Source organism: Pseudoalteromonas sp. SR41-7, assembly GCF_014163935.1.
Taxonomy (GTDB): domain Bacteria; phylum Pseudomonadota; class Gammaproteobacteria; order Enterobacterales; family Alteromonadaceae; genus Pseudoalteromonas; species Pseudoalteromonas distincta.
In genome coordinates, this window is sequence record NZ_JACJEF010000007.1 from 84,042 (window position 1) to 96,534 (window position 12,493).

Consider the following 12,493-nt stretch of genomic DNA (forward strand, 5'->3'; position numbering starts at 1 on the left):
CATGTTTTTTTGTATTTAATTGATAAGCCACTGTAATGCTTAAGTTGGTAATTTAATAAATTGTGCTATCTTTTTACTATCTACATTATAAAAATACGAGCTAACATGTTGTTCCGAGGTACAATTGCCATAGCAATATTGGCAATTTCTGCTGCTAATAAAACCTATGCAAACGACATAGATGTACAATTTAGTGGTTTTGCATCCTTAACACTCAGCTACACGGACGATTCAGATGTTGGCTTTGCATCGAGTTATTCAAATGTCAACGAATCTGGTTTTTCAGCAACGCGAGATTCAATTTTAGGTGGGCAGGCTAATATATCACTCTCAAAAAATTGGGACTCTGTGTTTCAAGTAGTTATTCAAGATCATGCCTTTAAAAGCTTTGATAATTTTTTAGAGCTCGCCTTTGTGCGCTATCGCCCTACCCGTCATTGGGCTATTCGTGCAGGCAGGTTAAATAGCGACCTTTACTTACTATCGGAATACCCTTACGTAGGATATGCCTATTTATGGGTGCGCCCGCCTCATTCGTACTACTCGTTTGCAAACATTGCAGGAAATTTCGATGGTGTAGATGTGGAATACAGCAAAGCAATTAACGACGGTTTTTTACGTTTAAAACTTGCTTATGGTAGTACAACAGCCAAGCTACAAGCCTATAATGACGACTTTTTTATTGATTTTGATAACTTAACAACTTTTAGCGCAACCTACTCTTTAGATGCATGGACTATGCGTTTTTCATTATCAAAGTCAGACTTTGGGGATTATAAGTTAACCTCTTTAGATGAGTATTTAGCCGCACTCAACTCAATACCACAGAGTATATGGCCGCAAGCGCAAAAAATATCAAACAAATTTAACACCAAAGGTAACAGTATAGAATACGCCGCGTTTGGGCTTACTTACGATCACAACAATTGGCTAATCCAATCTGAGGTGGGTATTTCAGAATCCGATTGGATAGTTGCTCCGTCAGTTCTTAGTGGCTACATTAGTGCAGGTTACCGTGTAGATAACGCAATATTTTATACAGGTTTTACAGCGGCTAAACACCGACATGACGTAATAAAAGTAAACGATCCTGCTTTTCCGCCAAGCACTCCCGAGCAATTTTCGGTGCCTATACAACAACTCGCAGTTGCCAGTCAGTCTGCTGTTAAAGTTACCAATGTTCACCAACACTCAATTAACGTAGGCGTAAAATGGCAACTGTCTGAGCGCATAGCATTAAAAGCCCAGTTAGACCGCTTTGATATAAAACCTCAAGGCGCTGGCTTATGGAGTCTTAGCAACCCTTCAGATGTTGATGAGGGCCACAAAGTACATATACTTAGTCTAAATGCTAGTATGGTGTTTTAATGATGAGCCCTCGTAACTTTTTTATAACTGCATTGCTGCCCTTGTGCCTGCTTTTTATGAGCTTTTATGCTAAATCTACAGAGTTTGTAGTCGTGGTTAATAAAAGCAATGCGATTAACGCATTATCAAAACGAGAAATTATTGATATTTACATGGGCAGGTATTTAACTTTCCCTGATGGTGAGACCTCAAAACCGCTTGATTTACCCGCGCAATCAACATTAAAAAACGACTTTTACTTAAAACTGGTTAATAAAGACGAGCAAAAAATAAATGCGTATTGGGCAAGGCTTTTATTTTCAGGGCGCGCAAAGCCACCCACGCCTTCAACATCGGTAGAAGACGCAATAAACAAAATAGCAGCATCACAATTTGCAATTGGCTACATTCCGCTATCGCAAGTTACAGATGCAGTAAAAGTGGTATACACATTTGATTAAAATTATTAGCCAAAAACTCTACATACGCGTCGCTATATCAATTGCGTTAGTTGCTATTGTTGTGTCTTTACTCTCGTCTATGCTCTCTTATTACTCAGGCTTTAAAGAGAAAAAAAACACAAATTACCTACTTGTTCAACAGTTAGCGCAAACAATGGAAAAAACAGCCGCTATTGCCGCTTACTTAAATGACAAAGAATTAAGCCAAGAAATTATTAACGGCCTACTCAGTAACGACTTAGTGCAAGGCGCAAGCCTAGAAGGAGAAGTAAACCCTAAAGGAGAGATGGATTTATTTATTGCAAAAGGCTCTACTAACAAAAAAAATGAAGCTGTTTTAATTAAATTAGTTCACCCCTTTATAGAAGACACTTTTATAGGTGTACTTGCCATATACCCTGACGATAACTTTATTGAACAACAAGCACAGTCAGCGCTTATAAAAGAATTTATCTTAATGCTGATTCAATCCATTGTTATCGCATTTTTTGTATCGCTGGTAGTTCAGCGCTGGCTTACACAGCCTATTCAAAACCTAACCGACAGCTTTGCTAAAATAAATCCAAGCGAGCCAGAAACCCTTAAAATGCTAACCTTCAAGCAAGGCAAGCGGGACGAAATAAGCCGTTTAACCCAAGGTATAAATGCCTTAATGCACGAGCTACATTTAACTATTAGTAATGAGCAAACACTGCGTAAAAAAACTCAAGAGCTAGAAGCTAAATTTAGACTTATTTTTGAACAAGCCAGCGCAGGTATTTGTTTACTCGATGACAAAAACATTATCACCACCTTTAACCCTGCATTTAAGCATTATTTTACCGTACCTGGTGAAGAAGAATTACCAACCTTGCATTTTCCTGAGTTACTTAGCAATGTAGACGAATTACAAAGCCTGCTGGCAGATATTCGCTCTGCTAAAAACCCACCACAAACCACCTTAGATGTAGAGTGTAAAGTTGGCTATAAAACTGTATGGTTTCATTGTTTGTTTGTAAGGTTAACAGACCAAAGAGATACCAAACGAAACCCCAAACAAGAGCAGCTAGTAGAAGTAATTTTACACGATGTAACCGAGCGCGCAGAACGCGAACAGCAAACCCGCTTTGAAGCCGATCACGACCCACTCACTGGCTTATTAAACCGACGCGCCGGTGAAAAACGCCTTAAAAAAGCACTACGTGAATGTATTAAACATAATGAACATTTAGTGCTTATGATGATTGATTTAGATAAGTTTAAACCCATTAACGACACCTACGGACACGAAGCCGGCGACAAAGTGCTAATTGAAATAGCGCACAGATTTAAAACACTTTTTCACGAAAAAAACGATATGTGTATCCGCCTAGGCGGTGACGAATTTATTGTTGCAAGGCAAGTTAATACCTACGATAAAACGGCAACACAACAAAAAGCGAACGCCTTACTCAATGAGTTACAACAGCAGGTTAGTATTTCAAACACAAAAACATGCGCAGTAGGTGCAAGCATAGGAATTGCAATAGCCCCATATGATGGCAATGAACTACATCAATTAATGCACAACGGTGATAAAACTCTTTATCACGTAAAAGAAACAGGCCGAGGGAAAGTTGCCTTTTATGACGATATAAAAAATTAGATGGCGTGAATTAGTAACTACATAGTAAATGCTATAATGTTTTTATGGCTTTCAAATAGTCTTTATTATAAAAGTACGCTGCTAAACCAAAGTAAATAACAGGACCAAAATAAGCGATTGGGAAGTGAGCATAAATACTAAGATAGATAATCGATAAAATAAAAAACAGACTCATGCTAAAGCAAACCACTGCCAAAAGCCTGCCTAAGCAACATATAGATTGGGCTGCAATATTTAAAACAAACAAGCTAATAGCACCAAGTATTACATACACTAAAGTGTTTAAATCTTCCCCATGCGCTAAACCATCTTCGGTATAGTACATCATGTAATGAGCAAGCGGAGTCAGTGCTAATAAAGCCCAGAAACCATAACTGCTCCAAGTTGATGAGACAAAATAGTTACTACCAATGTCAGGCGCAGGAAACGATGCTTTATATCTATTTTGGTTCATGTGGATTCCAGTTAAGCCGTTTTATATAAGTTGATAGCTAGGCTTTTATTTAAAACACAAAAGGCCAATAGGCAATAAAAACTATCTGTATTATTGATTTTTATCAAAAAAATTACAACTTGATTGCACTACTAACCAAAATACAGAATAACAATTGTACTATTAGCAATTAATCAAAGTAATAAAAAATCTAATTAAAAAGAATATTGAACAATAAACTTTTCAATTGATAGAATGCCCTACTTTTTCCCATAAAGAGATACAATGGCAAACTTCAATACTCATCTTAATACTGCCGTAATCATCACAGGCTTAGCCTCAGCCACCTTATTATCTGCAGGCCATATTGATTTAAAGGGCGCACTCTGGCTTTGGTTTTTAGGCTCAATTGGCGGCTTATTGCCCGACATAGATTCAGATAACTCAACATCACTCGATACTATTTTTAACTTATTCGCACTCAGCGCTGTATTACTGGTACTGCATTACATAACCACCGAACTCATTATTGAAATTAGCTTTATCGAGTTAATCGTAGTGCCGTTATTGGTTTACGGATTTATGAAATACATTATTAGACCCATTTTTGAATGGATCACAGTACACAGAGGTAGTTGCCACTCTTTACTATTTATACTGTTATGCGCGCTATTAACAACTCAAGTAACATGGAAACTGAATGACCAATCAACCACACAAGCAGCCGTCTTTGCCTGGTTAACGGGTGGGTTTATTTTACTCGGCGGATTAATTCATTTATTGCTGGATGAAATTTACAGTGTAGATTTGAGTAACGTCACCATTAAACGCTCTTTTGGCACCGCTTTAAAAATAGCCGACTTCGATAACAAACTAATTACGCTAGCATCAGTTATTGCCATTACAGGTTTAATCTATGTTGCGCCCCCTACAAAGCAAACTATTACAGCGTTAAGTGACTGGTCCCATTTTACGTTTTTATCTTAATGAAGGCGATTTAAGCCCTTTTATAGACTTGCCCTACTAAAGTAAGTGACTTTTGCAAAGTCGCTTATCCCCATTGCTAGAATGAATGCAAAATACCCTCTTAGTAATTTAAAAGTTTATGCACAAAGAGGGTAAGAGGCGCTGCGCTTTTAGAGGTTTATCAGCTTAAATCAATGCGACTTTGCTCGTTTAAGTTTAATTAAAAGCGCAAGTTTTAGCCTTTTTGTAATTAATTATTATTTTTATTGGTTTTAGTGAAATTTTTAAATCGCTTTGCCTGTCTTATAGTTTCAATATTTATATAAAAGTTTCAACGGTTTGATGTGTGCAAAACTACTGCATCTTTTAAAAGCGTTAAATATAAAATTATAAGAGGTCCATAATGGAATTTACACATAAACGCACCACCCTAATTACAGCATCGTTATTGTTGGTATTGGCGATATCACAGGGTATTTATTCAGCCCTTTACAGTGCTGAAATTAGTTTTTCAAGGCAGTATGCATGGGGACTAGAAGCCGTAGTTTTCACTCTACTTGTTGCCTTTGCGGGTTCTGCTATGGTGCAAGCACAAAACGCTCAGCTAGGATGGTCGGCTATAACATTTAGCGCAATTCTTAACATAGTACAGGTAAGCATTGGCCTTACTTTGTTTTCAACATTTGGAAAAGTTGCGGGCACAGTAGAAGGCGCACAACCTCTAATTGGTGGCGTGGTTTCTTTGTCATTCATGATTTACTACGCAGCTAAATTATTATTGGGATTAGCAGCACTTGTTTTTGGCCTGTCTTTTATCGCTAAAGGTGGCAAAGCAATTGGCGGACTTACAGCCTTAGCTGGCGGAGTTGCAATGCTTGCCAATGGTATTTTAATTACCTTTGGCCGTGATGGATTCCTTCCATCAGCTGTTGCTGGTGCATCAGGCATGATTGCAACGTTACTTTTAGCAATATGTTTGATTAGTCTTTACCGTAAACAAGACTAAGGCTTAATACCTTACAAGTAATGTGCTTATTTAAATGAGTTATAAACATCGGCGTGTATTAGAGTGCTAATTCGCCGATGTTTTACGTTTAAAGTGACGCCCACTTTCAACTTAAAGCGTTCGTCTACCGCACCCCAAGTTAATGCCCTCTTCGTAATCTCTAAAGACTAATTCACAAAGAGGTTATGAGGCGCTGCGCTTTTAGAGGGTAAAATAGCTTATATCAAAGCAATTCGACTAATTTAAGCTTTGGTGTGTGAAGTCAAGATTTGACTTCATTTATTCTCGTAAATTCTTGTTACTTACGCTTTTTAATAAATCGAATTTCGTAATGATATAAACAGGTTCTTTTTTACATTCGACTTTATAAAGATATTGATTTTTAAAAAAATTAGTTTTTTCTTTTATTAAACTAATTTGCTCCCATGGTATTAAAAAACTCCTGGGAAATAGTAGAATCAACATCCGTTTTTGGCTTATAAATATACCTTGCTGAAATGATTTGATATTTAGCCAAGTCCGATATTCACTGTTTTTCTCACGAGAAATACCTGCCACATTCGTCAAGTACATACTGCTTGATTTTAAAAGTGAGGAATCAGAAATAATTAAATCCGTTTTATATTCTCTAGCTAGTTTAGGGTAATACCCAATAATGCTTTGGATATAATTGACTAAAATATAGAACAATAAAAATAAAATTAAGCATATAACAAAGTCCATTTTTTAATACTCCGAAAACTTGCTCCGCACTGCAGAGTAAGCTGAAATTTAAGATGGGTGTCTTATTAATTTCCTAATTCAAGCAGCTTATCTTCAACCCACCCTCGTCGGTGCTTGTAAGATTGACCTGTAAAACGGTCTTCGCCACATAAAAATGCACGACGAACACAGCGTGAAATACAGTGATAGTATTTTGTATCAACCAAACTTATTTGACGCTTTCTTGCAATTGCCATAAGACACCCTGCTCTTTTTTTGAACTAATTAAAACCTAGTCCTTAATTTTTAAAAGAGCAAAATTTAGAATGGGTGTCACTGTTAATCTTTTAAATAATAAGAACACTTGGTTTTTGAATAAAAAGATCAAGAAAACACAGCTGCCTGCTTGACCGGAATTTTCTAATGAGTGACCCCTTTCGCTTTTTTCAATTATTCCTTACTTTCTCCAGCGTTCAACAACCTTATCAAAAGCTACATCCTTCCATGCCGAACTCCACTCAGTATATACACTTACACTTGCTGACTTTGGCTCTGGACTTGGTTTAGGGAGTTGAACTAAACTGGGCATTAGTACAGCATCTCCAACAATGAATGCTTCCCCTTGATTTAACGAAGGTAACAAATCAATAAGACCACTTGAACTGTCAGGCAACAGTGCTTTTATATAACTTTGATCTACTCTATTTGTGAGTCTTAACGCTAGAAAATTATTACATTGAGAGAAAATTGTATCAGATACTTCTGATGGTCTTTGACTAACCACCATTAGGCTAAGCCCGTATTTGCGTCCTTCTTTTGCAATTCTTTCGATAGATTTTTTTGAGGCTTTGTATTCTGCTCCCCCAATTCGCGGAATGTAATTATGGGCTTCCTCACAAACAATCATAAATGGAATATCGTTCGTTTCATCTAGATTATGCTTCAGTTTTGAATAATGAAATGCAAAATCAAAGATAAGCCGAGAAATCAAGCTAACAGTCAAACTCAAAACCTCAAAAGGGACTCCACTTAGGTCTACGACCGAGATATTTGATTTATCAATATATCCTAAGAATTGTCTCAATATTTCCTCAAAATCTTTAGTTTTGTATATCTCACTATTTTCAGTTAATGGATTAAGAAGAAAAGTGAGTCGTTTATCATTTAGCTTTGTCTCAAGCCTTGATATAAACCTATCAAATTCACCATTAAAACCTCCATCTTTGGATACTTTAGCATCTAACACTTTATGCTTGGCATTACCTGTGGATGCTTCAAAGTTTATAGTTTCCCACAACTTATCTTCATCAAACTCAATTTCAGCACTGAGTGTTGCAAATAACTTTTTTGAGTCCTTTTCATAAACGGTGAGCTCATTTTTGTTACAAATAAAACTGTAAACTTCTTTAATATCGAAATATACAGGAGAGTCATAAGTTATTTTATTTAGTGTAGGGTTATGCTTTTCTTTGTTAAGAATGACTGCGTGTTTAAACTGCGATAATTGATTGTGTGAGTTCTGTTCATTGCTTTCAATGAAAAGTGACTCTAACTCCTCAGAATTCATTAGCCAATACGGCAACTTTAAGTTATCGACGCTTAATTCATTCAAGCTAAATTTTTCTTCCTCATCAACTTTAAATGCCGACGAATACTCAGAGTGAATATCAAAAATAAGTACATGTGAATTTTTCTTATTTTCTTTATTTATATTTTTTGAATCTGAAATACCAACAGCATTCTGTATTAAGCTCGCAACAGCACATGATTTACCTGAACCAGTAGACCCAACTAATCCAATATGTTTACCAAAAAACTTATCACCATCAATACAGAATGGTACTTCTGTATTTCCAGAAAGATGACCAACATTAAAATTATAATCACCATCATTTGAAAAAATAATTGATAAGTCAGAATCATCGAAAATATGGACTATTTCTGTAGGAACAGGTAATACTTGTGTACCTCTGAAAAACTTCAACTGCCCGTTATCATTAATTAAGGCACCGACGGGCGAGGAATCAATAATAAAATTCCAGAGTAATTCCCCTTCTTTTTCGACTTTTTGACCACTTATATTATTTATCGTAGCTACTGCAAAGTTATGATTTCCATCTTCAATTTTTAAAAATTTCCCAACTTGTAACTTAGTTTTATTTTTTTCTAAAATTTCTAAACCATCAATTTCAATTGTTACTTGCTCTGGAGAGCTTGATGTAACATACCCTATTTTACTCATGGCTATTCCTTAAACTTACTACATATTCAAGTTCGTTGAAGTTATTAGTACCAACCTGATAATAGTTAATATCAGTTGTTTCTATACATTCAGGAGTTGAGCTACAGACTAAATAAAGATCATCACCTTTCCTGTGATTTATAGCATGCTGCTCGGAACTAAGTGCTAACAATCTCAAGTCAAACTCTCGATTTTCAATTTTACTTTTTTGTATTATTTGAATTGGATCTTTATAGAAGTTATCTACTTCAAAAACATCTCCAACTAAGCCAGTATTTGCCTTAATTCCCTTTATAAATAAACGGTACTGAATATCTTTAATGGATGAAAAATCAATATTCATTGCAAAAATAGGTGTTTTTAAGTGACTTGGTTTTGAATGGTATTTGTTTAAGTAATTACCAATGAATACAACAATTCTTTCTTCAAATTCTTCAATTTCATGAATATCAAAATAAAAACATCGCTCTCTACTGTTTTGCGAAAAAGAGTTCGCGAGTTGTTTTTTTGTTTTATTTAGAATTTCTTTACGGTTTTTAAGAGATAAAGTCCACTTTGAAATAGCTGTGGTTGTAACACTTGAAAGGTACTTTCGAAGATCATTATTACTAATTTTCCTGTGGGCTTCAGATTTTAAACTAGATAACTTCGAAATTTTTGTGATTGCGTTTGGATATAGTAATGTGTCTATATCACTACCAGATAATTTATATTTTCCTAAAGACTTTTTAACTTCGACCTCTAACTCATCAATTGAAGTTCCAAACTCGATTTTTACATTTTTCAAAAATTCATCAGCATCAAAGTTATTTTCAATCCTTGCTACAATTTTAATCAGGGATTGATTATCTGTTGCCATAGCCTCATTAAGCATTTCTTTTTCAACATTCCTAACACCTATAACTTCATTGGGTACGTGAAGAAATATAGTGTACTTAATGTCCTTTTTTGGGTTCTTTGAGAAAGCTTCAGCCATTTGCAGCAGTGGTTTATATATCAGACTACCTGTAAATTTATCTTGGGATTCATGATATTTACATTGTATTGCGTTTAGGCTTCCATCAGCACTATAGATATCAACATCTTCAACAAGCCCTTCTACGGTTATTATTTCATCGTCATCTGCTTGAGTTACTTCTAGCAACGTTTTATTAAATTGATATAGAAAGCCTTTAATGGTGCTATCAGCTGTTCTTCCTGTCATTGATACAAACTCCCTTTACCACTTTGATTATTTAACAAAACCAGAAATTAGATTGGTACCTAGTGAGGCTATAAAATAACTTCAACAGACACAATTAATTTAAATATGAGTTCTTGAAATCATAGCCCCTTTTAAGCATTAAGTAATGAATTCGAAGCTGCTTTCCTTAAAAAAAATTCTACAGCATCAACGCCTTGTTAGGCTTTTACATTTGACTTCTATATTCTCTTTTAGCCTCTTTGTTAATTATGTTTAAACAGAACTCAGCATTTTCCCTTAATTCTGCTAGCTTTTTTGGGTCTTCCGAGCTTGTTTGCATACTGAATAGTTTATTATAAAATCGTAACAACGATTCATGTGAGGTGTTATCCATAAAAAGAACGCTTGAATATACTTGAGTTTGTAATTTCAGCATTGATTTATTAAACATTAGTTTGCGATTATTGAGCTCTTCTTCATCGTGCTTTACGCCGTCAAGTTTAATATCAATCACCATATCGGCATAATTAATAATCACACTAAGAGCTTCAGATAATCCAATATAACAAGCTAGCTTTTTATCCCACCATTTTTCTGATTTGAATTTTCTCAATGCAAGCTTTACAGCGATGATTGCAGTAGGTATTGACACCACAAACGGAACAATAAATTTCATCGCTAGATCTACAAAATTATCCATAATTACCTTTTAGAAATTGAAGGATGAGTTCTAACAACTCATTCAAACCACTTTTGAGGCTATAACACCCAAAAAACGACTTTTAATAATGTTATAGGGCAAATTGCAAATAACTGTATTTATACACAGCCATTAATTAATTCTTTTTTTTTCACCCAAACCTTTAACTAAGCGATTTATCAAATTATCACCCATTTTAAAACCGTGAGTCCCTTTCGCAAGGATTACCATCACCGTCGCCATCCATTTTTGTATTCGGGCAGTTATTAATAAAAAATACTGCCTCGGCTCGTGAAGTCATTTGGCTACAGTGCTGCCTGCCATCGCAGGTAAAATTATTAGTGTTTTTTGGTATCACTATTTTTGGGTATTTTTCATCAAAGGTGGCTAAATCATCATTCGTAATAACGGGAGTTTGGCTACTTGAGTGGGTGTTGTATTTATTAAATGCATATAAACAAAGCACAGCGATAAGACCAATTGAGGCAACTTTACCTAAAAAGCTACTGGCAAAATTAGATTTGGCAATGCGATGCGGCTGGTTATTGTGTTTTTGGTAAGGTGCTTTAAGCTCTGCAACGCCTTCTATGCGGCAGTTAATTGCTTTGGTTTTACCGTCGGGCTGTGTTGCCACTTCAAAGTAAAGGGTGTCGCCCACTTTAGGCTTGCGGCTCATATGTTTGAGCGCTGAAATGTGTATAAAGGTGTCGTGCGCTAGGGTTTCTGATTTAATAAAACCAAAGCCCTTTTCGTCATTCCACGCTTTTAACAATCCTTTGTTCATGTATTTACCTGTGCTGATTAAGCTGCGATTACGCAAATTCCATTTAAGTTAAGAGTCGTTAGTATACGTTCCTAAATTGCTACCACGCAACCAAATATTCATATTAGGTTAATTTAAATATTCTAATAAGTTGGCAAAATACTTAACCGTATAGGGAAAATATCGAGCTTTAGCTTTAAAAACAAGGAAAAAATAGCGTGTTTTATTTTATAAATTACGGCCATTTGTCCTTTATTCTACAACTGCTGACTTTTGCGAAGCGATTAGCTTAACAGCTTGTTTACACTAGGTTTTGTTATAAGTTATTTCTATCTAAATGAAGCTCTTTTAGCATGATTTTTCATTCGTTATTTACTTAATTTATCTATACAATCCACACCTTATTTTTACGCACGTATTTTAAGTGATTATCTCATGTTACTAACCGTTGTTTATATTATTGGTATTACCGCAGAAGCCATGACTGGCGCACTTAGCGCAGGACGAATGAAAATGGATTGGTTTGGCGTAGTGCTAGTAGCCAGCGCCACGGCAATTGGCGGTGGTAGCGTGCGAGACATATTACTAGGCAATTACCCGCTTACGTGGGTACAACACCCTGAGTATTTATTAATTACCTGTATTGCCGGTATTGTTACTACGTGGCTTGCTAAATGGGTAGTTAAATTTAAAGGCATATTTATGCGCCTAGATGCACTGGGTTTAGCTGCTTTTAGTATTATTGGCTGCCAAGTGGGGCTAAATATGGGCCTGCATTATGGTATTTGTGTAGTGGCTGCCGTTGTTACTGGCGTATTTGGTGGATTACTGCGTGATTTAATATGTCGCCAAGCGCCGTTGGTATTACATAACGAGCTATACGCGAGTGTATCGTTACTTGTTGCCTGTTTATACTTAGCGCTACACCATTATAATATTGACGACAACATCAGCATTATTGCAAGCCTTGTTGCAGGCTACTTAATTCGTATGGCATCAATACGCTTTAAATGGCGCTTACCTACCTTTAGTTTATTAGAGCAGCACGCTAAATAAAAATAACCTT

General features: G+C 35.9%; 12 protein-coding genes and 1 pseudogene. 6 read left to right on the forward strand and 7 right to left on the reverse strand.

From position 1 onward, the window contains the following. Positions 1 to 105: 105 nt before the first annotated feature. From H5092_RS11540 to H5092_RS11550, 3 genes are read left to right on the forward strand one after another with little or no spacing between them, the layout of a single operon-like run. Positions 106 to 1,368 carry a hypothetical protein gene (locus tag H5092_RS11540; protein WP_182733543.1) on the forward strand — a complete coding sequence of 421 codons (1,263 nt, stop codon included), beginning with the start codon at positions 106 to 108 and terminating at the stop codon, positions 1,366 to 1,368. Beyond that, a complete protein-coding gene (locus H5092_RS11545; protein WP_024604289.1) occupies positions 1,368 to 1,808 on the forward strand; it encodes a hypothetical protein in 441 nt (146 codons plus the stop codon). The genes H5092_RS11540 and H5092_RS11545 overlap by 1 nt, the downstream gene beginning before the upstream one ends. Further along, positions 1,801 to 3,432: a sensor domain-containing diguanylate cyclase gene (locus H5092_RS11550; protein WP_182733544.1), complete on the forward strand. Its 1,632-nt coding sequence runs from the start codon at positions 1,801 to 1,803 to the stop codon at positions 3,430 to 3,432. The genes H5092_RS11545 and H5092_RS11550 overlap by 8 nt, the downstream gene beginning before the upstream one ends. Before the next feature lie 31 nt (positions 3,433 to 3,463). On the opposite strand, the gene H5092_RS11555 is transcribed toward H5092_RS11550, so the two are convergent. After that, positions 3,464 to 3,886, reverse strand: coding sequence for a hypothetical protein (locus H5092_RS11555; protein ID WP_182715497.1), 423 nt, complete (start codon positions 3,884 to 3,886; stop codon positions 3,464 to 3,466). A gap of 264 nt (positions 3,887 to 4,150) precedes the next feature. On the opposite strand from H5092_RS11555, the gene H5092_RS11560 reads away from it, so the two are divergent. Together H5092_RS11560 and H5092_RS11565 are read left to right on the forward strand one after the other, a co-directional pair. After that, complete coding sequence (locus H5092_RS11560) at positions 4,151 to 4,852, forward strand: metal-dependent hydrolase (RefSeq protein WP_182715498.1); 702 nt, start codon at positions 4,151 to 4,153, stop codon at positions 4,850 to 4,852. A 382-nt stretch (positions 4,853 to 5,234) separates the two neighbouring features. After that, positions 5,235 to 5,837 (forward strand): thiamine biosynthesis protein ThiC, encoded by a 603-nt coding sequence (locus tag H5092_RS11565; RefSeq protein WP_182733545.1) that lies wholly within the window; start codon positions 5,235 to 5,237, stop codon positions 5,835 to 5,837. A gap of 279 nt (positions 5,838 to 6,116) precedes the next feature. Here the strand turns inward: H5092_RS11565 and H5092_RS11570 are convergent, their stop codons facing one another. The 6 genes and pseudogenes from H5092_RS11570 to H5092_RS11595 all read right to left on the reverse strand — a co-directional run bounded on the left by H5092_RS11570 (position 6,117) and on the right by H5092_RS11595 (position 11,448). Continuing rightward, positions 6,117 to 6,560 carry a hypothetical protein gene (locus tag H5092_RS11570; protein ID WP_182733546.1) on the reverse strand — a complete coding sequence of 148 codons (444 nt, stop codon included), beginning with the start codon at positions 6,558 to 6,560 and terminating at the stop codon, positions 6,117 to 6,119. Positions 6,561 to 6,634: 74 nt separating this feature from the next. Beyond that, positions 6,635 to 6,796, reverse strand: a pseudogene (locus H5092_RS11575) (transposase); the annotation flags it as partial. A 200-nt stretch (positions 6,797 to 6,996) separates the two neighbouring features. After that, positions 6,997 to 8,781: an ATP-binding protein gene (locus H5092_RS11580; protein ID WP_165735165.1), complete on the reverse strand. Its 1,785-nt coding sequence runs from the start codon at positions 8,779 to 8,781 to the stop codon at positions 6,997 to 6,999. After that, entirely contained in the window at positions 8,774 to 9,985 is a 1,212-nt protein-coding gene (locus H5092_RS11585; protein ID WP_182733547.1) for a hypothetical protein, read from the reverse strand. The genes H5092_RS11580 and H5092_RS11585 overlap by 8 nt, the downstream gene beginning before the upstream one ends. Positions 9,986 to 10,190: 205 nt before the next feature. Then, positions 10,191 to 10,664: a hypothetical protein gene (locus H5092_RS11590; RefSeq protein ID WP_165735167.1), complete on the reverse strand. Its 474-nt coding sequence runs from the start codon at positions 10,662 to 10,664 to the stop codon at positions 10,191 to 10,193. A 196-nt stretch (positions 10,665 to 10,860) separates the two neighbouring features. Continuing rightward, positions 10,861 to 11,448 carry a cold shock domain-containing protein gene (locus H5092_RS11595; protein WP_182715501.1) on the reverse strand — a complete coding sequence of 196 codons (588 nt, stop codon included), beginning with the start codon at positions 11,446 to 11,448 and terminating at the stop codon, positions 10,861 to 10,863. Between the two features lie 414 nt (positions 11,449 to 11,862). Here H5092_RS11595 and H5092_RS11600 point away from each other — a divergent pair, with 414 nt between their 5' ends. After that, a complete protein-coding gene (locus H5092_RS11600) occupies positions 11,863 to 12,483 on the forward strand; it encodes a trimeric intracellular cation channel family protein (protein WP_154944503.1) in 621 nt (206 codons plus the stop codon). Positions 12,484 to 12,493: the final 10 nt, after the last annotated feature.